This window comes from Streptomyces sp. NPDC002926 (assembly GCF_053591755.1).
In genome coordinates this window covers 245765-272717 of sequence record NZ_JBSFUK010000001.1, presented here as the reverse complement: position 1 = coordinate 272717, position 26953 = coordinate 245765, and the positions used below count along the sequence as shown (strand labels likewise).

Sequence of the window (26953 nt, the reverse complement as noted above, 5' to 3'; positions counted from 1 at the left end):
GGGTGTGACCACGATGACCGCGACGACGAACACCGCAGGCGCGGCGGCGAACCACGCGAACCATCATCGCCGCAGACCCGAACTGGCCGCGTTTCTGCGCAGCCGCCGGGCGCGGGTGACGCCCGCCGATGTGGGTATGCCGCCCGGCCTGCGCCGTCGTACGCCGGGGCTGCGCCGCGAGGAGGTCGCCCAGCTCTCCGGCGTGGGTGTCACGTGGTACACGTGGCTGGAGCAGGGCCGCCCGATCAATGCCTCGGCACAGGTCCTGGACGCCGTGGCGCGTACGCTCCGGCTCGACCAGCCCGAGCGGGAGCATCTCTACCACCTGGCGGAGGTGCCCTACGCGACCGACCACCGGCAGGCGGCCGCGGAGCACGTCGCCCCGGAGATCCAGGGCATCATCGACGCCCTCGACCCGCGTCCCGCCGTGGTCTACAACGCGCGGTACGACGTCCTGGCCACCAACCGCGCCTACCGCGAGCTGTTCGCCCTCTCGCGCCCGGAGCACTTCGGCATAGGCAATGTGCTGTGGACGCTCTTCACGGTGCCCGAGCCGTCCTGCCCACTGGTCTTCCGGGAGGCGGAGCTGCCGCTGATGGTGGCGCAGCTGCGCGGTGCGTACGGGCGTCATGTGGGTGAGCCGGCCTGGGAGTTGTTCGTCCACCGGCTCTCGTCGGCGAGTGAGTACTTCGCCGAGCTGTGGGAGAGCGGGAATGTAGTCCCGCCGGGGCCGCGGGTGAAGGTCTTCCGGCATGCCGCCGTCGGCGAGGTGCGGATGACCTCGGTATCGCTGTCGATCAACGGAATGCCGGAGTGCCGGATCGTCGCCTACAGCCCGAACGACGAGGAGAGCAGCCGCCGGATAGGAGCGCTGCGTGAGCTGCGCGACTGAGGCACGGTCGTGACCAGGACCTGGACCAGGACCGGGATGGGGACGGGCGGCCGGAGGCCGCCCGGAAAGCCGGCGTCGGGAAATGCGAAATCCCGCCTTCTGACGAAGGCGGGATCCGGATTGTGGAGCTAAGGAGAATTGAACTCCTGACCTCCTGCATGCCATGCAGGCGCTCTACCAACTGAGCTATAGCCCCGCGTGTTCTTCGCGCTCCGCGCTGCGAACAAGAAGAACTTTAGCCTGCGACCTGCCGGAAAGTGAAATCCGGGGGTGCGGGGCCGGACGCCCGGTCCGGCCGGGCTCAGTCGTCGTCGCCGAGGACCGGTTCCGGCAGCGTGCCGGCGTTGTGCTCGAGGAGCCGCCAGCCGCGCGCGCCCTCGCCGAGCACCGACCAGCAGCAGTTGGAGAGTCCGCCGAGACTCTCCCAGTGATGGGACTCCATGCCCAGCAGCCGACCGATCGTGGTGCGGATCGTGCCGCCGTGGCTGACCACGACGAGCGTGCCGTCCTCGGGGAGCTTCTCGGCGTGGTGCAGCACCACGGGAGCGGCCCGGTCGGCGACCTCGGTCTCGAGCTCACCGCCACCGCGGCGCACGGGCTCGCCGCGCTTCCATGCGGCGTACTGCTCGCCGTACCGCGCGACGATCTCCTCGTGCGTCAGCCCCTGCCAGGCTCCGGCGTAGGTCTCGCGCAGGGCGGCGTCGTACGAGATGTCGAGCCCGGTGAGCTCGGCCAGCTCGCCGGCCGTGGCCGCCGCCCGCTTGAGGTCGGAGGCGATGATCACGTCGGGCCTCAGCGAGGCGAGGAGCCGCGCGGAGCGGCGTGCCTGGGCCACGCCGGTCTCGGTCAGCGCGATGTCCGTGGAGCCCTGGAACCGGCGCTCCAGGTTCCAGGCGGTCTGGCCGTGCCGCCACAGGACGACGCGGCGTCCCGTGGCGCGCTCGCTGGTGTCTTTTCCGCTCAGCTCAGCTCACCGTCCGGGTCGCCGGTGAGCTTCGCGTGCTCCTCGGCCTTGCCGCGGGTCTTCAGGGCGTCCTCGGGGAGAGGCAGCTCGGGGCAGTCCTTCCACAGCCGCTCCAGGGCGTAGAAGACGCGCTCCTCGCTGTGCTGGACGTGCACGACGATGTCGACGTAGTCGAGGAGGATCCAGCGGGCGTCGCGGTCGCCCTCGCGGCGCACCGGCTTGGCGCCGAGCTCCTTGTTCAGCCGCTCCTCGATCTCGTCGACGATCGACTTGACCTGGCGGTCGTTGGGCGCGGAGGCGAGCAGGAAGGCGTCGGTGATGGACAGCACATCGCTGACGTCGTACGCGATGATGTCGTGCGCGAGTCGGTCGGCGGCTGCCTGGGCGGCAGCGTTGACGAGCTCGATGGAGCGATCCGTGGCGGTCACAAGCAGGCTTTCGTCGGCGGTCGGGAACCCTTCAAGGGTCTCACGGACCGCCGACGGCCCATGACGCGTTTATTTCGGACCTGATGGGTCGCCCGTCATTGGAGCTCGAAGTCCTTGCCGAGGACGACCGAGACATCGGCGTTGGTGACGGCTTTGCCCTTCTGGACCGCGCTCACCGGCAGACCCAGGGTCTTGGCGACCTCGACCGCCTTTGCCTTCTGCGCCGCGTCTCCGTAGGTGACCTGCGACGACGTGACGGTGTCGTCCTTGCCGCCGTCGAGGACGGCGTAGCCGCCGTTGACCAGGGCGATCCGGGCGAATTCGGTGGCCGCCGTGGTCCCGGTGGCGTTCTTGACACCCACGCGGATGGCCGCGCCCTTCTCCGGTGCGGTGACCGTGCCGCCCAGGACGTCCTTGACGACACTGTTGGCGGTCTGTTCGGTGAGCGTGCCGTCCTGCTGGACCGGAAGCACTGCCGTCTTGTAGTCGCCGCCCTTGGCGTGCTCGGCGAGCTTCGCCAGCGAGGCACCCAGGTCGCTCTCGCGCAGTGACGGGTCGAGGATCTGCGCCAGTGTCTCGACGGTGACGGTCGCCGCCTTCGGGTCGTCGGGGAACTTCCGCAGGACGCCCTGCATGACCTGGCCGAAGCGCTGCAGCTGCTTCGCCTCGGCCTCGCCGGGCCCGAGGTAGGTGGCGTACGCGACGGCCATCCGCCCGTTCAGGGTCTGGTTCTCGCCCTTCTTCACCAGTGGCGCCTCGCCCTTCTTCGCACCGGGCACCGCGGTGTCCGTGGTCAGGTCGATGGTCCCGACCAGCTCGACCAGATTCTCCAGAAACGGGGTGTCGAGCCGCCAGGTGCCGGTGATCTTGGCGCCGAGGAGGGTGCCGACCGCCTCACGGGTACCCGTCGAGCCGTCGTCCTCGACGGACTTGCCGAGCGTGGTGGCGGTGCCGTCGTCATTGGCGACGGCGAGCGAGTTGGGAAGCAGGACGGTGGTGCCCTGCTTGGTGGTGGCGTTGTCGACGAGGAGGGCGGTGGAGGTGCCCTTCTTCTTGGTGTTGTGCAGATGCACCACGACCACGTCCCGCTTCTGCGGTCCGGTCGCCGTGCTGCTCTTCTTGTCCGCGTCCGACAGGCCGGGCAGCTTGCCCGCGTACCAGAGGTAGCCGACGCCGCCCACCGCGACCAGCGCCAGCGCGACGACGAGCGCGACGACGCGGTTGCGGCCGCGGCGCTTGGCCTCCTCGCGCCGCTCGGAGCGGCTCTCGGTGAACTTCAGCCAGTCGATGACGTCTTCGGAGTCCTCGTCGGGCTCCTCGATGAAGGAGAACTGCTCGGTCCGGTAGTCGCGGTCGGCGGCGGGGCGGCGCTGCTCCGGCACGGCGGCCGGTTCGGGCGCCTGCGGCTGCGTCCGCGGCTCGGCCGGGCCCTGCTGCTGCGGGATGTTCCACTGCTGGGTGGTGTCGACGGCCGCGGGCTGCGTGCCCGTGTCGTAGCCGTACCCGTCGTAGCCGTATCCCTGGTCCTGGCCCTGCCCGGGGGACTGCGGCTGCTGGTAGTACGAGTCGTACTGCCGGGACTGCCCGGCCTGCGGTTGCTGCTGCGCGTACGGGTCGTAGCCGTACCCCTGCCCCTGGCCCTGCTCGGGAGCCTGCGGTTGCTGAGGGTGCTGGGGCTGCTGCTGCGCGTAGGGGTCGTACTGCTGGGGCTGCTGATACACCGGCTGTCCGTACTCGTCGTAGCCGATGATCTGCGGCTGCTGGTAGTACGGGTCGTACGGATTCTGCTGGTCGTTCACCGGTGCCCCTCTCCGTGGCTCACTCGCCGCGGTACAACTGGCGCTTGTCGATGTAGCGCACCACACCGTCCGGCACCAGGTACCAGACCGGGTCCCCGTTGGCGACCCTAGCCCGGCAGTCGGTCGACGAGATGGCCAGCGCCGGAACCTCCACCAGAGAGACACCGCCCTCGGGCAGCCCGTCGTCCGTCAGGTCGTGCCCCGGCCTGGTCACACCGATGAAATGGGCGAGTGAGAACAGTTCTTTCGCGTCCCGCCAGCCGAGGATCTGGGAGAGCGCGTCGGCTCCCGTGATGAAGAAAAGATCCGCGTTGCTGTTGAGGGCCCGCAACTCCCGCAGCGTGTCGTTCGTGTAAGTCGGCCCGCCGCGGTCGATGTCGATGCGGCTCACCGAGAACTGCGGGTTGGACGCCGTGGCGATGACCGTCATCAGATAGCGGTCCTCGGCCGGGGACACCACCTTGTGGCTCTTCTGCCACGGCTGCCCGGTCGGTACGAACACCACCTCGTCGAGGTGGAACAGGGCGGCCACCTCGCTGGCGGCCACCAGGTGTCCATGGTGGATCGGGTCGAACGTCCCGCCCATCACGCCGATTCGGCGCTTCCCGGAACCGGAACCGGTAGGCACTTCCTGCTCTCCCATGCGTGCAGAGCCTACTGGCACGACGGTCCGGCCCCGACTCAGCGGTCGCGGTTGAAGCGCGTGGTGATCCACAGCAGCAGGAGCAGCGCGAAGAGCGCGCCGCCACCGGTGAGGTAGGGGCTGAGGCTTGGGTGGTTGCCACCGTGCTCGGCGCCCTCGGCAAGAGTGACCAGGTTGGCGGCGGTGCTGGTGAGGCTCATCGTCAGCGGAACCTATCGATCGGGAGTCCGGGAGCCGGAGCTCGGGAATCGGAGCGGAGAGACTTCGCGCACATCGTATGCGGGCTGCCCGGGCACGCTCACGCCGACTCAGTCGTTGTGGTTTTCGTCGCTGCCGTTTCCTCGGTAGCCGCGCAGCAGGAACCAGGCGAGCAGAGCCGCTCCGGCGATCGAGGAGATCAGCAGGATGCGCAGTGTGCTGCCCAGTCCCTGCTGCTCGGTTACGGCGGCGAGCAGTGCGGCGGTCTCCGGCATGTCTGATGTACTCCTCAGTTATCCACAGCCCCCGCCACACCGTAGCCCCAGCACCTACGCTGGGGGCCGTCAGGGGGACGAGCAGGGACTCGCGCAAACAGGGGGCATTGATGGCCGAAAGCAATCACGAGAGTGTTCCGAGCAGGCAGCGCAAGCGCTTCCCGGGCATCTCCTCACGAGCGTACGAACATCCCGCGGACCGCTCGGCGTTGGTCGCCCTGCGCAAGCTCAGCGGCTTCGACACCGTCTTCAAGGCGCTCAGCGGACTGCTGCCCGAGCGCAGCCTGCGACTGCTCTTCCTCTCCGACTCGGTGCGAGTGAGCGACGCGCAGTTCATGCACCTCAACAGCATGCTGCGGGACGCCTGTTACATCCTGGATCTGGAGAAGGTCCCGGCGATGTACGTCACGCAGGACCCACGGCCCAATGCCATGTGCATCGGCCTGGACGAGCCGATCATCGTGGTCACCACCGGCCTGGTGGAGCTGCTCGACGAGGAGGAGATGCGGGCCGTCGTCGGACACGAGGTGGGCCACGCCCTCTCCGGCCACTCCGTCTACCGCACGATCCTGCTGTTCCTCACCGGCCTGGCGCTGAAGATCGCCTGGATCCCGCTCGGCAACGTCGCGATCATGGCGATCGTCACCGCGCTGCGCGAGTGGTTCCGCAAGTCGGAGCTCTCGGCGGACCGCGCCGGGCTGCTGGTCGGCCAGGACCTTCAGGCGTCGATGCGCGGCCTGATGAAGATCGCCGGGGGCAATCATCTGCACGAGATGAATGTCGACGCGTTTCTGCAGCAGGCCGAGGAGTACGAGGCGGGCGGCGATCTGCGCGACTCCGTGCTGAAGATTCTGAATCTGCTCCCCCGCTCGCACCCGTTCACCACGGTGCGCGCCGCCGAGCTGAAGAAGTGGGCCGCGAGCCGCGACTACCAGCGGATCATGGACGGTCACTACCCGCGGCGCACGGAGGACGGTGACACCTCGGTGTCGGACTCCTTCCGCCAGTCCGCCTCGCACTACGCCGACACGGTCCGCACCAGCAAGGATCCCCTGCTGAAGCTGGTCGGTGACATAGCCGGCGGCGCGGGCGACCTGGGCGGCAAGCTACGGGGCAAGTTCACGGGCGGAGGCGGCAGCGCCAGTGGTGGGAGCTCGGGCGGGAGCGACGGCGGCAAGGGCAGCGGCAGCGGTCCTGCGAACGACGACGACAGCGATGAGAGCGGTCAGGGCAAGGGCTGAGCCCGGGGCGCCAGCGCCCCGCAGAGCGCCGCGGTGGCCTGGCCCGTCGCATACGGATCGGTGCCCGCCGGACCGTCCGCGCTCGCCCGCTGGCCGGCGAGCAGCGGGCGCAGGGTGCCGGACGCGTCGGCGGAGCAGGCCTGCGGTCCGGCCTGGACATAGCTGACCAGCAGCTCGACCCGGTGCTGGCGCAGGTCCTCGCGGTCGAAGCGGAAGTGCAGTTCACGGCGGACGGTGAACAACGAGGCCTCGTTGGCCCGTGGGCCGCTCACGCCGACCGGCCGCAGGGCATAGGCGAAGGTGTGGTCCGACGTCACCTCCAGGGCGTCGGGCCCCGCCTCGGCGACGGTCAGCGTGCCCTGCACCCGCACATGGGGGTCGGCCAGCGCGACCTTCGCGGGGTCGTAGCGCACCAGCCAGCCGGTGGCGGCATGGCGGCCGTCGCCGGCCGGGGAGGAGATGCTCTGGTCGAACTGCTCAAGCTGGGCCGGGTCGAGCAGCAGCCGCACGGGCCGCACTGCACCGCCGGTGAGCACATCGGGGTCGAGCGAGGACTCGACGAGGTAGTCCTTGGCCGTGGTCAGCGCGGTCAGTACCTGGTCCTCCGAGAAGTTCTTGGTGCGCCGGGCGCCGGGAAGCGTGATGCCCGACGCGCCGACGCGGAACTGCGCGGCGGGGCTGTGCGCATAGAGATCGGCGGGGGTGCCGCCCGGGACCGGGCCCTGCGGCGAGAGCGGGATCATCGTGATGCGCAGCGGCGCCGCGTCTTTGGCCTGCGGAACCTGGTAGGGGTGACGGACGCCGAGGTAGATCGCGGTTCCGAAGGCCATCGCGACCAGCAGGATGAGCATCAGGACCTGCCTCGCGCCGCGTCTGCGGCCCCAGGCGGGGAGGCTGCGTACGGCCCGCGCGTGCTCGCCCATCCGCTCCTGCGCGGAGAATTCCTGCAGCCGGGCAGCCCGGACGAACGATTCGTCGAAGACGACGGATCGGTACTCGTCCTCACCACCGCCGGGGAGTCCCTCGGGTGTCCCCTCAGGCGGGTCTCCGCGCCCAGCCATACTTTCAGGGTAGGTCTGGCAGGGCCACGATAAACGCGCTGGTGCGCGACAAACTCTGACGAGTTCCCACGCAGTCGTTCAGTGGCTGTTCAGGGGGTGCGTGGATCGGCGGAAACAGGCGGCGCCGTGTACTCCGCGGAGGCGGAGGGCCCTGTGACCCGGCCGGTGGCGGAGCTGCTCGACGGTGTGGAGTCGACGCCGGTCGTGGCGGGCGCCGGCACCCGGTCCTGGCGGTTGCCGGCAGCCCCTCGGTACACCGCGGTGAAGGCGAGGGCGACCATCCCGATACCCATCAGCAGGGCCAGGATCCAGGCCACCGGGCGGTGCCAGCGGGCGCTGCCGCGGTAGGGGCGCAGGGCGCCGCCGTGCCGTCCGTAGGGCCCGTGCTCGCCGTCGGCGGCCTCGTCATCGTCGTCGTACGCCCGTTCGCGGCCGTATTCGCCGCCTGGGCCGTAGCCGTCGTCGTAGAACTCGTCGTCGGCCGCTCCACCGCCGTATCCGCCGCGTGCGGCCTCGGCCTCGGCACGCGCCTGCGCGGCGGCCAGGAGTCGCTCGACGGCGGTCGGTTCATGAATCTCGGCGGCCCGTACGAAGTCCTCGTCGAACACCACGGTGGCGAAGTCCTCGTCCGCGCCCCCGCGGTCGTCGTCGGGCTCCCAGCCGTCCGGGAACGGCTTGCCCCCCACGTCGTCCGGCACGTATTCAGAGTAGACCTGGCCGGTCGGTTTCGGCAGACAGAGTCCGAAGTCTGCCTGCCCCGATGACCTTCACCCGTCTGAAACCGTGCGTGCCGCGAGGTACCGGTGAAACCCCGGGGTCCACCACGCCCCCGGCCCACGTCCGGCTACCGGCTACCGGCTACCGGCTACCGGCTACCGGCTACCGGCTACCGGCTACCGGCTACCGGCTACCGGCTACCGGCTACCGAGTGTGACCGTCTCCTGTCACGATGTACTTCGTCGAGGTCAGCTCCGGCAGGCCCATGGGCCCGCGGGCGTGCAGCTTCTGCGTGGAGATTCCGATCTCGGCGCCGAATCCGAACTGGCCCCCGTCCGTGAAGCGCGTGGACGCGTTCACCGCGACCGTCGCGGAATCCACCAATTGGGTGAAACGGCGGGCGGCGGCCTGCGACGTGGTCACGATCGCCTCGGTGTGCCCGGAGGACCAGAGCCGGATGTGGGCGACGGCCGCGTCCAGCGAGTCCACGACGGCGGCGGCGATGTCGTACGAGAGGTACTCCGTCTCCCAGTCCTCGGCCGTGGCCGCCACGACCGTGGCCTTGGTGGCGTCGGCGTACTCCAGCACGCGCTCGTCGCCGTGCACGGTCACTCCGGCCTCGGCGAGCGCGTCCAGGGCGCGCGGCAGGAAGTCGGCGGCGATGTCCTGGTGGACCAGGAGCGTCTCGGCCGAGTTGCAGACGCTCGGCCGGCTCGCCTTGGAGTTGATCAGGATGTCGACGGCCATGTCGAGGTCGGTTTCGGCGTCCACGTACACATGGCAGTTGCCGGTGCCGGTCTCGATGACCGGGACGATCGACTCCTCGACGACCGTACGGATCAGGGCGGCTCCGCCGCGCGGGATCAGTACGTCGACCAGACCGCGGGCGCGCATCAACTCCCGTACGGATTCCCGGCTTTCACCGGGCACGAGCTGTACGGCGTCGGCTGGCAGACCGGAGCCGCCGACCGCGTCCCGCAGGACCTTCACCAGGGCGGTGTTGGAGGAGTACGCGGAGGAGGAGCCGCGCAGCAGGACCGCGTTGCCGGACTTCAGACAGAGCGCGGCGGCGTCCACGGTGACGTTCGGACGGGCCTCGTAGATGATCCCGACGACGCCGAGAGGCACGCGCACCTGGCGCAGATCGATGCCGTTGGGCAGGGTCGAGCCGCGCACCACCTCGCCGACCGGGTCCGGCAGCGCGGCCACGTCCCGTACGTCGGCGGCGATGGCCCGTACCCGCTCCGGGGTCAGGGTGAGGCGGTCGATGATCGACTCGCTGGTGCCCGCCTCCCTGGCGCGCGCGATGTCCTCGGCATTGGCCGCGACGATCTCGCTGGTACGGACCTCGAGCGCGTCCGCGATCGCCAGCAGGGCGTCGTCCTTGGCCGACCGCGGCAGCGGCGCGATGTCGGCGGCAGCGCCCCGGGCCCGGTAGGCGGCCCGTGCGACCGGGGAGAGGTTGTCGTACGGCGAAAGCGGCGAGAACGTCGTCATACCCGCAGGGTAGTGCGCGCCCCGCGGGCGTCCCTCACGTATCCCGCCCTGCGAGACAGAAGCCTCAGAAGGGGTGCACGCCCACCGGGGCGGCGGGCGGCGGGCCGTAGCCCTCCGCGATGCGCTGGTGGTACGTCTGGCGGTCGATGACCTCCAGGCCCACGATCTCCCACGGCGGCAGCCGGGCGCTCGATCGGTGCTCGCCCCACAGCCGCAGCGCCACCGCCGCGGCGTCGTGCAGGTCACGCGCCTCTTCCCAGTAGCGGATCTCCGCGTGGTCGTTGGCGTACCGGCTGGTCAGCAGGAAGGGATGGTCGTGCGCGAGCTGCTCAAGGCCGCGCCTGACCTCCTGCAGCGGGGCTTCGGAGCCGGAGACGCTGAGCGTGATGTGCCACAGCTTGGACAGCACATGCCCCTCGCCGTACGTGTCCGTTCCCGCCCCCGTCTTCTGATCCTCCTCGGCGTCGCCGAAGTCGGCGCCCGCTCCGACGCTGGTCAGGGCTCGTTCCTCGCCCACGGCCCTACGGGCATGAGGGATGCCCCCCGTCCCGCGGGGCACATCCCCTGGGCGCGCTCGTCTCACCGGCGGCCTCCTGTTGCATGTGTCGTCCTGCTGTACCCCGCCATACCCCCGCAACAAAGTTGACCAGTCCCGGGCGGAACGCGGGGCGGTTTTGGTAAAGGTCTCTGCGAGATGGCCGGTCTTTCAGCCGTTTCAGGGGTGGAGGACGACCAGATCGTCTCTGTGTACGACCTCACGCTCGTACGCCGGGCCCAGTTCCTGCGCCAGCTCCCGGGTGGAGCGGCCGAGCAGCTGCGGGATCTCCTTCGCGTCGAAGTTGACGAGCCCGCGGGCCACGGCGTGGCCCGCGGTGTCGCGCAGCTCGACCGGATCGCCTGCGCTGAATTCGCCCTCGACCGCGGCGATCCCGGCCGCCAGGAGCGACTTCTTGCCGTGCACCACGGCCCGTACCGCACCGTCGTCCAGAATCAGCGCGCCCTGCGGGGTGGATGCATGCGCGAGCCAGAGGAGCCGGTCGGCGGAGCGGCGTCCGGTGCTGTGGAAGTACGTGCCGGTGGCACGACCCGCGAGGGCGTCGGCGGCGCGGCTGGCGGAGGTGAGGACGACGGGGACCCCGGCGGCCGCCGCGATCCTGGCGGCCTCGACCTTGGTGACCATGCCGCCGGTGCCGACGCCGGCCTTGCCCGTGCTGCCGATCTGCACGTGTGCGATGTCGGCCGGGCCGCGTACCTCCTCGATCCGCGAGGTGCCGGGCCGGGAGGGGTCCCCGTCATACAGCCCGTCGACGTCCGAGAGGAGGACCAGCAGATCGGCGCGTACGAGGTGGGCGACGAGCGCGGCGAGACGGTCGTTGTCGCCGAAGCGGATCTCGTCCGTCGCGACGGTGTCGTTCTCGTTGACGACGGGGACGGCGCCCATGGCGAGCAGCTGGTCCAGGGTGCGGTAGGCGTTGCGGTAGTGGGCGCGGCGGCTGGTGTCGTCGGTGGTGAGGAGCACCTGGCCGACGCGTACGCCGTAGCGCGCGAAGGAGGCGGTGTAGCGGGCGACCAGCAGGCCCTGGCCGACGCTGGCGGCCGCCTGCTGGCGGGCGAGGTCCTTGGGCCGGCGGGCCAGGCCCAGCGGTGCGAGGCCCGCGGCGATGGCACCGGAGGAGACCAGCACTATCTCCCTCTCGCCGCCGCTGCGGACCTTGGCGAGCACGTCGACGAGCGCGTCGACGCGGTCGGCGTCGAGTCCGCCCGCGGCTGTGGTCAGGGAGGACGAGCCGACCTTGACGACGATCCTGCGGGCCTGTGTTACCTGCTGTCTTGCCACTGTCACAGGCCCGAACCTATGTCAGGGCAGGTGGTGGGTGCTCGGTCATTTCATTCGCTGGACAGCACGGCCGAGGGCCGAGGGGCAGAGTGGCCGGCCGCCGACCACGCCACCAGCGCTGAGGCGGAGGAGTACGGCGCTACGCCGCCGTGCGGGTCCCGGGCCGTCGTCGTCGTACCTCCCGGCGCAGCCGCCGCACCACCCGCCTGGCGAAGGACACCTTCCGCGGCGCGCCGGGCGCGAGCAGCGCCTCCTTCAGCAGATCCGGCCGCCCCTCGCCGACACACGTGAGCCGCTGCCGGTCCCTGGCGCCCAGCCGCCGCGCCACTCCCGGCGTCCAGTACGCCTCCATCAAGGGCGCGGCCAGCTCCATCTTGTGGTGCAGGATCTCCTCGCTCTGCCTCAGCACGACGGGGCCGAACTGCGGCAGCAGCGTCACCGCGAACGGCCTGATCATCAGCTGGTCGCGCCGTGCGCCCGGCGGTTCGTGGGCGGCGATGAGCTCCATCAGCCGTCGCGCCGAGTCGAAGCGCAGTGTGTAACTCCCGCTCTTGGTCACATGTTTGCCGTCGTCCCGGCCCACCAGGTAGTAGCAGGTGTAGTCGGCGACGACGGAGACGCCGTCGCCCCGCAGGTACGCCTCCATCGTGAACAGCGCGTCCTCGCCGGTCCGCATGGTCTCGTCGAAGCGCATGTCCAGTCGTGCGAGCAGCTCGCGCCGGAACAGCTTCTGCGCGCTCAGTGTGAACTTCACGTTGGAGGTATGGATGTCGGCGTGCTCGAGGTTCTGGTCCCACATCGACTTGGCGGCGTTGCGGTTGACTCCCTCGACCCTGCCGAGCACCACATCCGTTCCGGCGCGGTCGGCCATCGCCACCAGTCGCTCCAGTGCCTCTTCGCCGAGGTAGTCGTCCGCGTCGAGGAAGAACACATAGCGCCCACGGGCCAGCGAAAGGCCGACATTGCGCGGTCCGCCGGGGCCACCGGAGTTGGCCTGCCGCAATACCCGCGTCCGGATCTTGCTCGCGGCCGCGAACTCCTCCAGATACTCCCCCGTACCGTCGGTGGAGCCGTCGTCGACAGCCACGATCTCGATCCGGTCGGCGCCGATGGTCTGCGTCTCCACCGACTCCAGACAGCGCACCAGATACGGCATGGCCTCATAGGCCCCGATGATCACGCTGACATCGCACATGGACACTCCGACAGTCTTACGCGGTGGAACGTCGCGCCAGGGTGCCCGTCTCATGTGTCACACGCGTGTCGGACGCGACACGGCCCGGAAACTCGCCTTCGCGGGCGGTTTTCCGGGCCGTGAAAAGAGATGCGGCAGTGTCAGCGCGCTACCGGGGCCTCGGCTCCGTTGGGCTCGACACCATTGGCCTCGCCGCCGACCAGCTGCTCGCCGCCGGCGTCGGACTCCCGGTCGAGCTCGCCCAGGAACTGTCCGCCGATGCGCTGCTCCACAGCCACGTTGCGCTCCTCGGCCTTGTCCGTCAGCACCCGTACCGCCGCGTTGAACCGCTCGCTCGAGGTCGGCTCGTCGGGGCCGAGCAGATAATCCTTGAGCTCACGCCGGGCGTCCGCCTGCCGGTCGGCGGCCGGGTCCGCCACCGCGTCCAGCAGCTCGCCGAGCTCCTCGGCGCCGTTGGAGAGGATGACCGCGGCCCGCACGGCGGTGTTCTGCCGCTGGAACTCCTCGATGCCCAGCTCGGCGGAGTCGGTGACGGCATACGGCTTGCCGCTCGCGATGAAGTCCGAGACCACGCTGGAGATGTCGGAGACCATGCCGTCGGCCTCGTTGAAGCAGTCGTACAGCTTCGGCTCGGCGCCGGTGACGACCTTGTGCTCCCACCAGCCGAAGGAGCGCCAGTAGGCGTTGTTCCACTCGGCACGCAGCTTCTTGATCTCGGCAAGGCGCACCGGGTCGGCGAGCGAGACCCGCGACTGCTCGGACTCGTCCCCGCCCGCGCGCCCCGGCGCGGTCACCACGGCCAGTGCGGCTTCGATACGGGTCAGCTCGGCCCGTGCGGCGGCCTGGGCGGACTGCGCGGCGGCTGCTTCCTTCGCCCAGCGCGGGTCGGCGGCGCGCTCGGCGCCGGCGGCCTGCACCAGCGCGGTGATCCGCTCGTGGACGGCCTTGGCGTTCTTGTTGCGGATACCGGTGAACGGGTGCGGCTTGTAGATGACGCGGACCGGCTTCTCCGCCTCCAGCAGCCGCCGGACGATGTTCTCGCCGGCCAGCAGCAGGGAGGTGTTGCCGGGGCTGTCGTCCCAGCCCTCCCAGGTGGGGGCGTACAGGATGGTCGGGATGTCGTTCTTCGGGGCGCCGGTCCAGGTCTCTATCGGGGCCAGCTGCGGGCGTCCGACCTCGACGATGTCGTCGTCGCGCACGCCGACGTCGGCCAGCGCGTAGCGGTCGCGGCCCGCCCGGCCCGCGGTCCACACCTCGTCGTACACCTTGGAGAAGGGGTTGACGCTGGCGAGCTTGTCGCTGTCGCCGTGGCCGATGAAGACGTGCTTCATGGTCGGGACACGCAGCATGTGGATGTTCTTGCCGACGTTGGCCGGGTACAGCGTCACGCGGACCATGGAGAGGTCGAGGTTCATCAGATGCGTGCCGCCGGGAACGCAGATCACCGGCACGGAGGTCGGGGCGAGCTTCGGCACCAGGCTGCGCTCACGCATGAGGATCAGCGGCCGGCCCTCGGCCCGCTCCATCGTCTCCAGCCACATGTTGACCTGGTACGCGGACTCGTCGGAGCCGGAGAAGTAGAGCACGACGGTCGGCCGGTACTCGCGCAGCCAGGTGCTCACGGCCTTGAGCACGGTGGGCGCGCCCGGCACCCTGCGCTTGCGGCGCAGATACGGCACGAGGACGGCCGTGTAGATCAGTCCGAGAGCGAGGGTCGTGGCGATGCCCGCGTAGCCGATGACGTCCTTGCCGGTCCCGGCGGCGATCACCACACCGGCCATGGCGGGGATGTCGAGGTGGAGCATCTTCTCGCCGGAGCGGCGCAGCAGCGCCTTCGGCGGGGCGTCCGGGATGCGTATGGCGTGGAGGTCGACGTTGCGGGTGACGACCGGCATGGTGCGGCGCAGCCGGATCAGGGTCGCCAGGGCTCCCTGCGGCGCCTGCAGACCGTAGAAGACCAGGAAGCAGGCGACAGCGGCATAGAAGAGCGGTGTCTCCGCCATGTTCTCCCGGGCGAGCAGCAGGACAAGCAGCAGCTCACGCAGCAGGAAGCGGATCGGCAGCCCGATCCGGACCTTGTTGAGGCGGTTGACCAGGTAGCTGCCCTTCTGGTGCAGATACCAGTCCGCCGCATAGGTCACGGCACCGGCAGCCGCGAAGAACCAGATGTTCGGGATCAGCGCGGCGATCATGACGCACGGATAGCCGAGTCCCATCAGAGCTGCCGCGGCCAGCTCCGACAGGCTGCCTACGCGTGCCAGACGAATGGCGGTCGAAATCACGAAGAACCTGCTCCAAGGGTGCCGGTTGTTTCACATTTGGCGGGAATTGTGAAGGTGGGGCTTCACGAACTCGGGCCCCTGCTTTCGCCTCAAGGCGATAACAGAGGCCCGAAAAGTAATTTAATGGAGGATTATTACACATCTTCCTCGCGGTCCAGGGCCGCGGCGAGGGCCTGCTCGAAGTCCGAGGCCTCACTCGCCTCGCGGGTCGGATCCTGCTGCCGCACATCGATGACATGACCGGTCAGCTCGGAGAGCAGCACGTCCAGAGAGGACCGCGCCACAGCGTCGGAGGAGAGCAGCGAGCCCTCCGGCTCCGTGCCGAATGCCTTGGTCCGCATCGGGGTGGCCGTGCGCTCCGGATTGACGCAATTCACCCGGATTCCCTCGCTCGCCCATTCGTCCGAGAGGGCCTGGGTGAGATTCACCATGGCCGCCTTGGTGGAGGAGTAAAGGCTGTATTCGGCGCGGCCGCGGGTGTAACTGGAGGAGGTGTAGAGCAGCAGTTGACCCTTGGTCTCCGCCAGGTATTTGTACGAGGCTCGCGCAATCTGCACCGGCGCCAGGTAATTGACGTTCAACGCCTCCTGGATGGTGGTGTTGTCCGTCTCGGCCAGCTTGCCGATGCGCAGCACGCCGGCGGTGTTGATGACGTAGTCGATACGGCCCGTCTCGGAGTACGCCTTGGAGAGCGCGTCGTCCACATGCTCCGGGTTCTCGACGTGGGTGCCCGTGGTGGAGCGGCCCAGCGCGTACACCTTGGCGCCGTACTGTCCGGCCAGCGTCGCGATGTCGGCGCCGATGCCGTACGAACCGCCGAAGACCACCAGCGTCTTGCCGGACAGCAGCGCGCGGTAGGCGGCCTCGTCGGCCTGGCGCGGGGCCGCGGTGGAAGCCAGCTGGAAGAGCTTGTCCGTGATGAAGACGTCGACCGGCTGGGTCACCTTCATGTTGTACTCGTCGCCCGCGACGACATAGATCGGCACGTCCGGCAGATACCTCAGCACCACTGAACAGTCGTCGGTGGCCTGGAAGTTGGGGTCGCCGGCGGCGATCTCGTACGCCCGGCGGATCGTGGAGAGCTTGAAGCCCTGCGGCGTCTGCCCACGGCGCAGCCGGGAGCGGTCCGGGACGTCGGTGATGAACTCGCCGTCCCCGCCGTGGGTGCGGGTCACGATGATCGTGTCGGCGGAGGGGATGGCGACATCGACGGCCTGGTAGCGGTCGAGGGCGTCGACGCAGGCCTTGATCACACGCTGCGACAAAAGCGGACGCACTGCGTCATGGAAGAGGACGTTGCGGTCCTCGCCCTCCGCGAGCCCCTCACCGAGAGCCTCGATGGCGCGCTCGGTGGTCTCGTTACGGGTCGCGCCGCCTTCGATGACCTTGCTGACCTTGGTCAGCCCGGCCTTCGCGATGATCTTCTCCACATCGGGCACAAATCCCGGCGCCATCAGCACAATCACGTCGTCGACCGACTCGGCCTGCTCGAAGATCGACAGCGTGTGCTCGATGACGGCCTTGCCGGCGATCTTCAGCAGCTGCTTCGGAATTGCCAGTCCGACGCGCTGGCCGGTACCACCGGCGAGCACGACTGCTGTGGTGCGGGGCTTGGCTTCGTGCGGCACAGACACAGACGACCTACCTTGCGATGAGTGGGGGACGGGGCGATGGTCGCACTCTCCGTGACCGTCCCGCAAGGCGGACGTCGAGAGCTCCACACCTCCGCGAAAGGGGAAGTTCACCCTGTGGCCAGGGAGATGGCGGCGACCCGCGCCACCCGCGGGGTGACTGACACCACATGTGCCAATGATGCGCTCAGCTACTTGATCGGCTTGTCGACAACGCTCAGTACAAGATCGTTGGCAGCACTGTAGAAGACCTTGACCGTGACCCGCTCCTGGGGCCTGCCCCGCAGTTTGCGGGCCACCGCACGCACCACGGCGAACGGTCTCTTCTTCAACAGCTCGATGCCGGGATACGGGACGAGCGACCCCTTCTCCACGACATCGTCGAGCACCCGGCCCGGCCTGACCGGACCGGCGTCGGACGCGTACCGCAGCCACAGGTCCCAGACATCGTGCGGGGCAGACCGGCGAGCTGCCGGCGCCGCGCACGGAACGGTGACCCGGAAGCCGTCGCTTCCCTCCCGGCCGACGGGGAACGTCAGCTCGACCGGGTCCTTGCCGCGTCGGCGCAGCAGCAGCACCGGGTCGTCGGCCAGGGCGCCCTTGCCCAGCAACCGGCCGGAAAAGGTGATCTTCCGGTCGGCGAGCAGGATGTCGCCGACCTCCGCGTGGACCGGTCTGGCCCAGGAGCGCAGAGAGAGCACTGACTGCCTCACATACGGGACGAGCTGGCCGACGGCCGCGCCGGCCACCGCGCGGTCCGCGGCCCGCATGGCGCCGCGCTGGTCGACGGCACGGGTCGCGAGCGCCACCCGCTCGCCCCCGGGCCGCTCCACATGGCAGGTCCAGACGCCCTCGGGGAAGTCGGCACCGGCCGGGACGGTCGCCCGGCCGCCGGCGTCGAACGCGAAGGTCCGCTCCTCGACCGAGTCATCCTGATGTGTACAGACCAGTCGCAGTCCGGTGCCCCGGCTCAGATACGGGCCGTTCTGTCCCTGCGGGCTCCGGGGAAGCAGGGTGACGGCCAGCCCGCCGTCCCGGCCCACCACGCAGTCGGCGACCGGAGCGAACTCCCCGCCGCCCCCGGCCGCGGAGGCGGTGCGCGGGGCAGCCCCGCGCGAGGCGGTGGCCGCGCCGAGCTCGGCGAACAGCTCCTCGTACTGCTTGGCGACCGGGCCCGGGTCGAAGCGCCGTGCGTTGCGCAGCGCGGCCGCACCCATCCGCCGGCGCAGATCCTCGTCGTCGATGAGCCTCAGCAGGGCCTCGGCGATGGCGTCGACGTCACCGACGGGGACCAGCAGCCCGTCCACGCCGTCGTCGATGATCTCCCGCGGTCCGTAGTCGCAGTCGGTGCTGACCACCGGCAGACCACAGCGCATGGCCTCCACGAGCGTCATGCCGAACGACTCGTGGCGGGAGGTGGATACGGCGATCGCGCCCTTGACCCACTCCGGCTCGATGGGCGAGCGGGGGCCCATGAGATGGACTCTGTTGTACAGACCCAGTTCGTCGATGCGTCTGCGGAGCCGGTCCTTCTGGTTGCCCCAGCCGCAGATCCGCAGCGTCCACTCCGGCCGGACGGCGGCGACCTTGCCGAAGGCCTCGATGAGTACCTGGTACTGCTTCTCCGAAGCCAGCCGTCCCGCCGCCACCACCGTGGTGCCCGAGGTGTCGGAAGGCGCGACCATCGGCTCGGGCACGCTGTTCGGAATGGCGAGCACGCGGGTGCCGGGCAGCGGCATCTGCTCCCGGTAGGAGGCCGCGTCGCCCTCGGAGACCGTCACGAAGGCGTCGAGCCCGGCGAGGTGGTCGTACATCTCGGCGCGCAGCTCGGGCTTGTGATGATTGTGCGTCATGTGCTCCTGGCCGATGAGCACGGCGCCCTCCGGCGCGAACTGCGCGACGTACGCGACCAGTCCGGGCCGGGTCCCGATGATCACATCCGCGTCCGACCCGGCGTAGTGGGCCCGCACCCGCTCGTCGCTGAGCTTGCTGTACTCCTTGTAGCGGGCGTCGGTCCTCGGGTACCGCTCGGCGGGCTCCAGCTGGAGCGGGTGCTTGATCTCGTTCGTCGGGGAGGACGGACGGGTGTCCACGAGCGGTACGACGCTGACGCAGGGGTCTATGGCGAACAGCGGGTTGTCGCGGTGCCGGAAGACCGAGACGATCTCTACCTCATGCCGGTCGGCAAGCTCCTCCGCAAGGTTCAGCGTGGTGCGGATGGTGCCGCCGATGCCGTAAATGGTGTGGATGAGGAAGGAAATCTTCATCAACGCTCCGTTCCGTGTACCGGGGCACTTCGCCCCGCCCCCGCGTACAAGACGGTCATTGGGGGCAGGAGGTTGCGCCGCCGCACGCATGGATACGGATCGGACTCATCGGGGCGACCCGGCCTCCCGCCGCGCCGCCCCGTGCTGGTGCTCCTAGAAGGGGTCGAACTCGTCGTACTCACGCTGGGACTCGTCCCGCTCCGCATCCCGGTCCCGGCGACGCTGCGCCGCAGGCCGCGGAGCCTCAAGACGGTGGTCCTCGCCGCGACGGCCGAGCATCTCCGCACCCGCCATCATCGTCGGCTCCCAGTCGAAGACGACAGCGTTCTCCTCGGGGCCGATGGCCACGCCGTCGCCGCTGCGGGCACCGGCCTTCATCAACTCGCTCTCCACACCGAGGCGGTTGAGGCGGTCCGCGAGGTAACCGACGGCCTCGTCGTTGCTGAAGTCGGTCTGCCGCACCCAGCGCTCGGGCTTCTCGCCGCGCACCCGGAAGATGCCGTCCTCCTCCTGGGTGACGGTGAAGCCCGTGTCGTCGACGGCCTTCGGGCGGATGACGATCCGGGTCGCCTCCTCCGCCGGCTTGGCCGCACGCGCCTCGGCGATGATGCCGGCGAGCGCGAAGGAGAGTTCCTTGAGGCCGGTGCGGGCGATCGCCGAGATCTCGAAGACCTGGTAGCCGCGCTCCTCGAGCTCCGGGCGGATCATGTCCGCGAGGTCCTGGCCGTCCGGAATGTCGATCTTGTTGAGGACGACGAGCCGCGGCCGGTTGTCGAGTCCGCCGTACTGCGTGAGCTCGGCCTCGATCACATCGAGGTCGGAGACCGGGTCCCGGTCGGACTCGAGCGTCGCGGTGTCCAGGACGTGCACCAGCACCGAGCAGCGCTCGACATGGCGCAGGAACTCCAGACCGAGCCCCTTGCCCTGGCTGGCGCCCGGGATCAGGCCGGGGACATCGGCGATGGTGTAGACGGTCGAGCCGGCGGTGACGACGCCCAGGTTCGGTACGAGCGTCGTGAACGGGTAGTCCGCGATCTTCGGCTTGGCGGCGCTGAGCACGGAGATCAGCGACGACTTGCCGGCGCTCGGGTAGCCGACCAGCGCCACATCGGCGACGGTCTTGAGCTCCATGACGACGTCACGGGCTTCACCCGGCTCACCGAGCAGCGCGAAACCGGGGGCCTTGCGGCGGGCGGAAGCCAGCGCGGCGTTGCCGAGGCCGCCGCGGCCGCCCTGGCCAGCGATGAAGGTGGTGCCCTGACCGACCAGGTCGGCGAGGACATTGCCCTGCTTGTCCATGACAACGGTGCCGTCCGGAACGGGCAGGACCAGGTCCTGGCCGTCCTTGCCGGAGCGGTTGTCACCGGCGCCGGGCTGGCCGTTGGTGGCCTTGCGGTGCGGGCTGTGGTGGTAGTCGAGCAGCGTGGTCACCGACTGGTCGACGACCAGGATGACGTCACCGCCACGGCCGCCGTTGCCGCCGTCGGGGCCGCCGAGCGGCTTGAACTTCTCCCGGTGAACGGAGGCGCAGCCGTGGCCTCCGTTACCCGCGGCGACATGCAGCTCGACGCGGTCCACGAAGGTGGTCATGGGTGTTCCTCCAGTTACATACCGAATGTCTATCTAGTAACAAGCGAAAGGCGGACCCGCTTCCCGATGCCGGGAAGCGAGGTCCGCCTCACGAAGAAAACCGCTCTACAGCGACCGAATTACTCGGCGACCGGAACGATGTTCACGACCTTGCGGCCGCGGTGGGTGCCGAACTGCACCGCACCGGCGTTCAGCGCGAACAGGGTGTCGTCGCCACCGCGACCGACGCCCGCACCCGGGTGGAAGTGGGTGCCGCGCTGGCGGACCAGGATCTCACCGGCGAGCACGACCTGACCGCCGAAGCGCTTCACGCCGAGCCGCTGAGCATTGGAATCGCGCCCGTTCCGAGTGGACGATGCGCCCTTCTTGTGTGCCATGTCTCCTCAGTCCCTTACTTCGCAGCCGCGGGGATACCGGTGACCTTGATCGCCGTGTACTGCTGACGGTGACCCTGGCGACGGCGGTAGCCGGTCTTGTTCTTGTAGCGAAGGATGTCGATCTTCGCGCCCTTGTGGTGATCCACGACCTCGGCCGTGACCTTGATGCCGGCCAGCACCCACGGGTCGCTGGTCACAGCGTCGCCGTCGACAACGAGCAGGGTCGAGAGCTCGACCGTGTCGCCAACCTTGGCGGTGGGAATCTTGTCAACCTCAACGATGTCGTCGACAGCAACCTTGTGCTGGCGACCACCGCTGCGCACGATGGCGTACACGCGGACTCTCTTTCGCTCGGAACGGATCCCCTGATGCCAGCCGCTCGCACAGGCCTGAGCCTGCGGCGATCCGGAAGGATGAGCGGCCTCTCCCGGCCGGCAGAACCAGCGGGAGGGAGTTGCTCAGGGGTGGCTGTGTATGGAAACACGCCGAGGGTCAAGGTTACGGGCGCCCGGGCAAGGGGTCAAACCGGGGTCGGCGCTCCCATTGGCCCTGCGTCACCCCTTGGTACGCGGCGGCTCCGGCCTGTTCAATGAGCGCTCGTGTCCTTTCGTTCACTCATCACCCTGCCTCGCATGCTCCGTCACGGCTCGTCCGTGGGAGCGGATCTGCCGCCGGACGAGGCCGTGAGCGTCGATGGGGTCGCCGAGCCCGCGCTGCGGGCGGCGCTGGCGGCGGCCGCGGCGGGCGACGCCGGTCCCGCCCGCGAACTGCTCGCCGGGACCCGCCTCGACGCGCAGTGGGAGCGGCGCAGCGTCTGCGTCTCGGAGCTGGCCGAGTACGCGCTGCGGAGCCCCGGCTGGCTGGAGGCGTGGCTGGCGGAGTGCCCCGAGGATCCCGACGCGATGCTCGTGAAGGCGGAACTCTGCATCCAGCAGGCCTGGGAGATACGTACCGGCTACCGCGCCAGGCATGTGTCCGAGGACCGGTTCCGGGCCTTCTTCACACTCCTCGACGATGCAACTGAGGTGATCGCCGCCGCGGCCGGGCTGAACCCCGGCGACCCGGTGCCCTGGGAGGTCGCGCTCACACACGCACGCGGCACCCAGGCACCGCGCGATGTGTTCGACGCGTACTGGGCGGAGGCCGTCGCCCGCGCCCCGCACCACTACGGCTGCCATTCCACCGCCCTGCAGTATCTGTGCGACAAGTGGTACGGCTCGCACGAGGAGATGTTCGCCTTCGCCGAGCAGGCCGCCGAAGGTGCGCTGCCCGGCTCGAAGCTGCACGCGCTGCCGCTGCTCGCCGCCGTGGAGTACGAGGTGGTGTCCGACGACTCCACCGAGAACGGCCCGATCGACCGCGCCCGGATCGACGCGGCGATCGACCGCGCCCTGGACCTCTCCGGCTGGTACGCGCCCGGCGACCCGGAGGCCGCCGGGTTCCGCAATCACCTCGCCCTCATGCTGATCTTCGGCGAGCGCTGGGCCGAGGCGCTCGACGTCTTCCGCGCGATCGGCGTGCACGCGCGCGAGTACCCGTGGGCGTACGTCGGCGACAGCCGCAAGGAGTTCCTGGAATTCCGTCTGGGTGTACGGATGCAGGTCGCGTCGCAGACCCCGTTCTTCGGTCACCCGCCGAAGCCCGCCATACCGGCGGCTCCACTCTCCGCAGGCCCCGGCGTCCCCGTGCCCACGCCACGCTCGCTCGCGATAGCCGCGGCCCCGCCCCACGAGGTCGCCGACGCGGCACTGATGTGCGGTGTCTCGCTCCGTATCGCCCCGGCCCCGTCCGCGGCGCCGGCCCGTATGAGTTACGTCGAACTCGTCCCCGACCCCTCCCCCGGCAGACGCGCCACCCTCGCGACCGGCGGAGAGATGCTGACGGCGGCCGCGGACAACTTCACCACCGGCGAGAAATGGCCCGCCCTCGTCCTGCGCCGCACCGCCGACCGCTACGGCTTCACTCTGTTCCACAAGGGCAGGGCACTCGCGTCGCATCTGTGGGACCCGGCCGCACCGGTCACCGACCACGCCGAGGCCGCCGCCACCGCCCGGGCCATCGCCACCGTCTTCCCCCTGCCCGACCCGCGCCCGCTGGTCACACTGCTGCGCGGCTCGGACAGCCCGGCCCGGCGCCAGTCCGGGCTGGTGGCCGTGCTCGGGCTGCCGCCCGTCCCGGACGGCTTCGGCGAGCGGGACGAGATCCTCAAGAGCCTGCCGGGAGCCCAACTCCTCCCCCGCCGCGGGGTGTTCAAGGGAATCAGGGACACCCTGTCGACGGACCTGGGCTCCCCCGCCCTCCCGGTCCGCCACCCTGCACGCTGGTGGATCCTGCGGATTCTGGGCCTGCTGCTCCTCACCTCGGCGGCGGCGTACGCCTGGTGGTCCCCGGACGTGGGCTGGTACCGCACCATCGCCCCGACGGCCGCCGCGCTCTACCTCGCGGTCCAGCTGCGGAAGGCCCGGGTCCACAGCCGGTGAGCGCGCCCTGGGCCGTATGCTCGCCGGGCGAAGCCGCGCACCGGAAGGCAGAGAAGTGAACTACAGGGTCCAGCCCACCGCCCAGGTCGACGAGACCGCCGAGATCGGCGCCGGGAGCAGTGTCTGGGAGCTCGCCCAGATCCGCGAGGGCGCGAAGCTCGGTGAGGGCTGTGTCATCGGGCGCGGCGCCTATGTCGGCACCGGCGTCACGATGGGCGACAACTGCAAGCTGCAGAACTACGCGCTGGTCTATGAGCCGGCCGAGCTCGGCGACGGTGTCTTCATCGGCCCCGCCGTGGTGCTCACCAACGACCACAACCCGCGCTCCGTCGACCCCGACGGCAAGCAGAAGCGCGGCGGCGACTGGGAGGCGGTCGGCGTGAAGATCGCCGACGGTGCCTCGATCGGCGCGCGTTCGGTGTGCGTCGCCCCGGTCCGTATCGGACGCTGGTCCATGGTCGCCGCGGGCGCCGTCGTCACCAAGGACGTTCCGGACTTCGCGCTGGTCGTCGGTGTGCCCGCCCGGCAGATCGGCTGGGTCGGCCGCTCCGGTGTCCGCCTGGTGGAGCGGGCGGACGAGTCCGGTGTGTGGGAGTGCCCGCAGACCGGCGCGGTGTACGTCGAGAAGGACGGCGTCCTCGCCGAGCAGGCGGTCTGACACCAGGTTCGGCGGGCCGGTCCTGACAGTGACAGCGGGTCTGGCACCCGTCCCGACAAGGGTCCGGGCACCCGTCCCGACAGCGGTCCGGCCACCCGTCCCGACAGCGGTCCGGCCGCCGGTCCCGCCGACGGCACCCGGAACCGCCCCCGGTCGGTCCGCCTACGCCCGGGTCCAGGCCTCCAGGGCCAGCCCCGACTCGTCCTTCTGGCGGGTCACCCGCAGCGTGCCGTCCGTGCCGAACGCCGCCATCACCACCCGGCCCCTGGCGTCGATCGCCAGCGCGGGCGCACCCACGCACGGCTCGCCCGTCAGGGTCCAGCTGACGCCGCTGGACTCGTCCTCCGACGGATAAGCGGCGAGGGCCGGGCGGCCGGTCTCGGCGTCACGGTGGGCGAGGATAGTGCAGTCGTAGCCGTCGACCGGGGTACGCAGCAGGGCGACCGGGCCGGTGCCCGCACCATTGCCGAGTTCGGACGGCGTGTCGTCGGACTCGCGCCAGGCGCGGACCGTGCGGTCGCCGGCGTCGTGCCAGAAGTGGGTGAGCCGGTTGCCGCCGGTGCGCTCGGCCGTGAGCGAGTCCGGAGCGGCCGATGCCGGGATGTCGTCGGCGCGCTCGAACTTCACGCCCGCCTCCCGCTGCTCCCAGCGCATGATGTGGTCCGCCGCGGGCGCGAGGAGTTCCATCAGGCCGTCCGCGGTGACCGAGGCGGAGACCGTGCCGGACGCTCCGCTGCCCTTGAAGTCGGCCCACTTGTTCCACTTGCCCGAAGGCACCTGGCTGCGCCCGCAGACGCCGCCGCCCGCGTTACGCACGAAGACGTGCAGCGAACCTTCCGCGTCCACCACCGCCGACGGCAGGCCGATCTTCTCGGCAAGGGCGGGGTCGTTCGGGTACGGGCTGCCGAGCGGATACCAGTCCCGTATCGCCAGGCCCGACTGGTACTGGAGGGCGTACACCACATCCGTGCCGGTCCGGCCGTCCGCGAGACGCTTGCGCCGCAGGCCCACCATGTGGACGTAGCCGTCGGCGCCCTGCGCCAGGCAGAGATACGGCAGTATGCCCGGGGCGGGGATCAGATCGGGTGCGGACCACTCCGGGCCGCCCGGACGGGTCTCGGTCCAGCGCAGGACACCTTCGGCGGCCGGGGCGTACGCCGTGAGCCTGCCGTCCTTGCCACGCAGCAGCCAGCCGGTGGTGGCGGCGAGGGAGGTGTCCACGGGAGGCGTTCTGCCGGCCTTGCCGCTCGGCGGCGCATCCGTACGACGCGCAGATTTCCGTCCGGACCAGACCGCCATGGCACACCGTCGACTTTCCCGTGACCGCCCCGCGAAACTTGCGCGACGATAGTACGACAGGCGGCCCGCAGGGGCAGGCCGGAGGACCGCTCAGCCGCCACACGGCCCGTTCACAGAATCGTTATCCGATCACTCGTCGCACAGGTGGGACGTCCTGACCATGGACGGGAAGGCACCGACTTCCGTGCGACGGCCGGGCCGTGAGCCTGCTCACCTCGGCGATTGCCTACCATTGCGTAGAACACCCCTGGGCGCGTGTGCCGCACCGGGCTGACCGGCCGCACCGGCGGCGGCGCGATCGCGCGGGGTGCCTGCCAGCAGTATGAGACCGTGACACGCCCCTGCCAGTGACCTGACCCAGAAGAAGAGTGTTCAGTGAAAGTCATCAGCATCGTCGGTGCCCGTCCTCAATTGGTGAAGCTCGCCCCCATCGCGGCCGCGTTCTCCGAGACGGAGCACGAGCACTTCATCGTGCACACCGGGCAGCACTACGACGCCGACCTCTCCGACGTCTTCTTCGACGGTCTCGGCATCCCGGACCCGGATGTCCACCTCGGTGTCGGCTCCGGCAGCCACGGCGTCCAGACCGGTTCGGTACTCACGGCGCTCGACCCGGTCCTCGAGCGCGAGCAGCCGGACTGGGTCCTCGTCTACGGCGACACCAACTCCACGATCGCCGGTGCGCTGTCGGCCGTGAAGATGCACCTGCCGGTCGCGCACCTCGAAGCGGGCCTGCGCTCCTTCAACCGGCGTATGCCGGAGGAGCACAACCGCGTACTGACCGACCACTGCGCCGACGTCCTGCTGGCCCCGACCGAGGAGGCCATGCGCCACCTCGCCGACGAGGGCCTCAAGGACCGCGCCGTGCTCGCCGGTGACGTCATGGTCGACATCTGCCTGCGCATCCGCGACGCCGTCCTCGCCGGCGAGCACGCGGCGCCCGAGCTGCCCGAGGGCATCGACCCCTCGAAGCCGTTCCTGCTGGCGACCCTGCACCGGCCGGACAACACCGACGACCCCGAGCGCCTCGCCGCGATCATCGGCTCGCTGGCCAAGCTGCCGGTGCCGGTGGCGCTGCTCGCGCACCCGCGCCTGGTCGCGCGCGCCGAGCAGCACGGCATCGACCTCGCGCAGGGCTCGGTGCACGTCAGCCGCCCGCTGCCGTACGCCGGTCTGGTCGCCGCGGTCCTGGCCTCGACCGGTGTCGTCACCGACTCCGGCGGTCTCCAGAAGGAGGCCTTCCTCCTGGAGCGGATCACCACCACGATCCGTCCCGAGACCGAGTGGGTGGAAACCGTCGACACCGGTTGGAACGTCTTGGTTCCCGACCCGCACGAGCTCTCCGCCGACGAGTGGGCCGCCACTGTCACCCGAGCGGTCCCGACGACCGACCCGGGCACGCCGTACGGCGACGGACGAGCCGCGCAGAATGTTGTCCGGATCATGGAACAGTGGAAGGGGGGCAGCCGGCGCGCGTGACGGACACAGGGCTTCACAGGGGCCCGAATCCGTACATGTCACCGTGCTAGCGTCACCGTTTATGTCAGCGTCTCCCAGGTCCGGGCTGCCCTCAGAAGGCGCTCGGCCTCATGTCATCTATCTCGCCATCGGCTTCCCGCCGG

General features: G+C 69.9%; 24 protein-coding genes and 1 tRNA gene. 5 read left to right on the top strand and 20 right to left on the bottom strand.

Going from position 1 to position 26953, the window contains the following annotated elements; translation table 11 throughout:
- Window positions 1-13: 13 nt before the first annotated feature.
- Window positions 14-892, top strand: a complete 879-nt coding sequence (locus ACWDZ6_RS01150) for a helix-turn-helix transcriptional regulator (protein ID WP_451501455.1) — start codon at window positions 14-16, stop codon at window positions 890-892.
- 123 nt (window positions 893-1015) lie between these two features.
- On the opposite strand, the gene ACWDZ6_RS01145 is transcribed toward ACWDZ6_RS01150, so the two are convergent.
- From ACWDZ6_RS01145 to ACWDZ6_RS01115, 7 genes are all read right to left on the bottom strand, one after another.
- A tRNA-Ala gene (locus tag ACWDZ6_RS01145) sits at window positions 1016-1088 on the bottom strand.
- Window positions 1089-1193: 105 nt separating this feature from the next.
- A complete protein-coding gene (locus ACWDZ6_RS01140; RefSeq protein ID WP_451501454.1) occupies window positions 1194-1856 on the bottom strand; it encodes a histidine phosphatase family protein in 663 nt (220 codons plus the stop codon).
- A complete protein-coding gene (rsfS, locus tag ACWDZ6_RS01135; protein WP_366732953.1) occupies window positions 1853-2284 on the bottom strand; it encodes a ribosome silencing factor in 432 nt (143 codons plus the stop codon). The genes ACWDZ6_RS01140 and rsfS overlap by 4 nt, the downstream gene beginning before the upstream one ends.
- A gap of 95 nt (window positions 2285-2379) precedes the next feature.
- Window positions 2380-4083 carry a LytR C-terminal domain-containing protein gene (locus tag ACWDZ6_RS01130; protein ID WP_451501165.1) on the bottom strand — a complete coding sequence of 568 codons (1704 nt, stop codon included), beginning with the start codon at window positions 4081-4083 and terminating at the stop codon, window positions 2380-2382.
- A 19-nt stretch (window positions 4084-4102) separates the two neighbouring features.
- Entirely contained in the window at window positions 4103-4726 is a 624-nt protein-coding gene (gene nadD, locus ACWDZ6_RS01125) for a nicotinate-nucleotide adenylyltransferase (protein ID WP_451501164.1), read from the bottom strand.
- Between the two features lie 38 nt (window positions 4727-4764).
- Window positions 4765-4926 carry a hypothetical protein gene (locus tag ACWDZ6_RS01120; protein ID WP_326649869.1) on the bottom strand — a complete coding sequence of 54 codons (162 nt, stop codon included), beginning with the start codon at window positions 4924-4926 and terminating at the stop codon, window positions 4765-4767.
- Between the two features lie 108 nt (window positions 4927-5034).
- Complete coding sequence (locus ACWDZ6_RS01115; RefSeq protein WP_389175930.1) at window positions 5035-5199, bottom strand: hypothetical protein; 165 nt, start codon at window positions 5197-5199, stop codon at window positions 5035-5037.
- Window positions 5200-5309: 110 nt separating this feature from the next.
- Between ACWDZ6_RS01115 and ACWDZ6_RS01110 the strand changes: the two genes are divergently transcribed.
- Window positions 5310-6440, top strand: a complete 1131-nt coding sequence (locus ACWDZ6_RS01110; RefSeq protein WP_451501163.1) for a M48 family metallopeptidase — start codon at window positions 5310-5312, stop codon at window positions 6438-6440.
- Here the strand turns inward: ACWDZ6_RS01110 and ACWDZ6_RS01105 are convergent.
- The 12 genes from ACWDZ6_RS01105 to rplU form a co-directional block, all read right to left on the bottom strand.
- Window positions 6425-7501 carry an SCO2583 family membrane protein gene (locus ACWDZ6_RS01105; RefSeq protein ID WP_366732948.1) on the bottom strand — a complete coding sequence of 359 codons (1077 nt, stop codon included), beginning with the start codon at window positions 7499-7501 and terminating at the stop codon, window positions 6425-6427. The two genes, ACWDZ6_RS01110 and ACWDZ6_RS01105, sit on opposite strands and share 16 nt — an antisense overlap.
- An 89-nt stretch (window positions 7502-7590) precedes the next feature.
- Complete coding sequence (locus ACWDZ6_RS01100; protein WP_366732947.1) at window positions 7591-8199, bottom strand: SCO2584 family spore wall biosynthesis protein; 609 nt, start codon at window positions 8197-8199, stop codon at window positions 7591-7593.
- A gap of 223 nt (window positions 8200-8422) precedes the next feature.
- Entirely contained in the window at window positions 8423-9715 is a 1293-nt protein-coding gene (locus ACWDZ6_RS01095) for a glutamate-5-semialdehyde dehydrogenase (protein WP_451501162.1), read from the bottom strand.
- Between the two features lie 64 nt (window positions 9716-9779).
- On the bottom strand, window positions 9780-10298 hold the full coding sequence (locus tag ACWDZ6_RS01090; protein ID WP_366732945.1) for a hypothetical protein: 519 nt from the start codon (window positions 10296-10298) through the stop codon (window positions 9780-9782).
- 132 nt (window positions 10299-10430) lie between these two features.
- Window positions 10431-11558, bottom strand: coding sequence for a glutamate 5-kinase (proB, locus tag ACWDZ6_RS01085; protein ID WP_451501161.1), 1128 nt, complete (start codon window positions 11556-11558; stop codon window positions 10431-10433).
- A gap of 133 nt (window positions 11559-11691) precedes the next feature.
- Window positions 11692-12747 carry a glycosyltransferase family 2 protein gene (locus ACWDZ6_RS01080; RefSeq protein ID WP_451501160.1) on the bottom strand — a complete coding sequence of 352 codons (1056 nt, stop codon included), beginning with the start codon at window positions 12745-12747 and terminating at the stop codon, window positions 11692-11694.
- 140 nt (window positions 12748-12887) lie between these two features.
- A complete protein-coding gene (locus ACWDZ6_RS01075) occupies window positions 12888-15029 on the bottom strand; it encodes a hypothetical protein (protein ID WP_451501159.1) in 2142 nt (713 codons plus the stop codon).
- A gap of 134 nt (window positions 15030-15163) precedes the next feature.
- On the bottom strand, window positions 15164-16663 hold the full coding sequence (locus tag ACWDZ6_RS01070) for an SDR family NAD(P)-dependent oxidoreductase (protein ID WP_451501158.1): 1500 nt from the start codon (window positions 16661-16663) through the stop codon (window positions 15164-15166).
- A 188-nt stretch (window positions 16664-16851) separates the two neighbouring features.
- Complete coding sequence (locus ACWDZ6_RS01065) at window positions 16852-18927, bottom strand: glycosyltransferase family 4 protein (RefSeq protein WP_451501157.1); 2076 nt, start codon at window positions 18925-18927, stop codon at window positions 16852-16854.
- A gap of 153 nt (window positions 18928-19080) precedes the next feature.
- Entirely contained in the window at window positions 19081-20517 is a 1437-nt protein-coding gene (gene obgE, locus ACWDZ6_RS01060; RefSeq protein WP_366732939.1) for a GTPase ObgE, read from the bottom strand.
- A gap of 119 nt (window positions 20518-20636) precedes the next feature.
- Window positions 20637-20894 carry a 50S ribosomal protein L27 gene (gene rpmA, locus ACWDZ6_RS01055; protein ID WP_326649883.1) on the bottom strand — a complete coding sequence of 86 codons (258 nt, stop codon included), beginning with the start codon at window positions 20892-20894 and terminating at the stop codon, window positions 20637-20639.
- A 14-nt stretch (window positions 20895-20908) separates the two neighbouring features.
- Window positions 20909-21229, bottom strand: a complete 321-nt coding sequence (gene rplU / locus ACWDZ6_RS01050; protein WP_108148675.1) for a 50S ribosomal protein L21 — start codon at window positions 21227-21229, stop codon at window positions 20909-20911.
- A 297-nt stretch (window positions 21230-21526) separates the two neighbouring features.
- Here rplU and ACWDZ6_RS01045 point away from each other — a divergent pair, with 297 nt between their 5' ends.
- The gene (locus tag ACWDZ6_RS01045) at window positions 21527-23374 is read left to right on the top strand and encodes a hypothetical protein (protein ID WP_451501156.1); all 1848 of its coding nucleotides are present in this window, start codon (window positions 21527-21529) and stop codon (window positions 23372-23374) included.
- Between the two features lie 55 nt (window positions 23375-23429).
- Window positions 23430-24032, top strand: coding sequence for an acyltransferase (locus tag ACWDZ6_RS01040; protein WP_351445356.1), 603 nt, complete (start codon window positions 23430-23432; stop codon window positions 24030-24032).
- A gap of 162 nt (window positions 24033-24194) precedes the next feature.
- Here the strand turns inward: ACWDZ6_RS01040 and ACWDZ6_RS01035 are convergent, their stop codons facing one another.
- Window positions 24195-25253, bottom strand: a complete 1059-nt coding sequence (locus ACWDZ6_RS01035) for a hypothetical protein (RefSeq protein ID WP_451501155.1) — start codon at window positions 25251-25253, stop codon at window positions 24195-24197.
- A gap of 453 nt (window positions 25254-25706) precedes the next feature.
- Between ACWDZ6_RS01035 and wecB the strand changes: the two genes are divergently transcribed.
- A complete protein-coding gene (gene wecB / locus ACWDZ6_RS01030) occupies window positions 25707-26810 on the top strand; it encodes a non-hydrolyzing UDP-N-acetylglucosamine 2-epimerase (protein WP_366732936.1) in 1104 nt (367 codons plus the stop codon).
- The last annotated feature ends 143 nt before the right edge of the window (window positions 26811-26953 follow it).

Excerpts from the sequence above, each read along its gene's own strand:
- ACWDZ6_RS01080 (WP_451501160.1), bottom strand. The coding sequence starts at position 12,747 with ATGTGCGATGTCAGCGTGATCATCGGGGCCTATGAGGCCATGCCGTAT.
- rpmA (WP_326649883.1), bottom strand. The coding sequence starts at position 20,894 with ATGGCACACAAGAAGGGCGCATCGTCCACTCGGAACGGGCGCGATTCC.
- ACWDZ6_RS01065 (WP_451501157.1), bottom strand. The coding sequence starts at position 18,927 with ATGAAGATTTCCTTCCTCATCCACACCATTTACGGCATCGGCGGCACC.
- ACWDZ6_RS01150 (WP_451501455.1), top strand. The coding sequence starts at position 14 with ATGACCGCGACGACGAACACCGCAGGCGCGGCGGCGAACCACGCGAAC.
- ACWDZ6_RS01045 (WP_451501156.1), top strand. The coding sequence starts at position 21,527 with ATGCTCCGTCACGGCTCGTCCGTGGGAGCGGATCTGCCGCCGGACGAG.
- obgE (WP_366732939.1), bottom strand. The coding sequence starts at position 20,517 with ATGACCACCTTCGTGGACCGCGTCGAGCTGCATGTCGCCGCGGGTAAC.
- ACWDZ6_RS01115 (WP_389175930.1), bottom strand. The coding sequence starts at position 5,199 with ATGCCGGAGACCGCCGCACTGCTCGCCGCCGTAACCGAGCAGCAGGGA.
- ACWDZ6_RS01120 (WP_326649869.1), bottom strand. The coding sequence starts at position 4,926 with ATGAGCCTCACCAGCACCGCCGCCAACCTGGTCACTCTTGCCGAGGGC.
- ACWDZ6_RS01095 (WP_451501162.1), bottom strand. The coding sequence starts at position 9,715 with ATGACGACGTTCTCGCCGCTTTCGCCGTACGACAACCTCTCCCCGGTC.
- nadD (WP_451501164.1), bottom strand. The coding sequence starts at position 4,726 with ATGGGAGAGCAGGAAGTGCCTACCGGTTCCGGTTCCGGGAAGCGCCGA.
- ACWDZ6_RS01110 (WP_451501163.1), top strand. The coding sequence starts at position 5,310 with ATGGCCGAAAGCAATCACGAGAGTGTTCCGAGCAGGCAGCGCAAGCGC.
- ACWDZ6_RS01105 (WP_366732948.1), bottom strand. The coding sequence starts at position 7,501 with ATGGCTGGGCGCGGAGACCCGCCTGAGGGGACACCCGAGGGACTCCCC.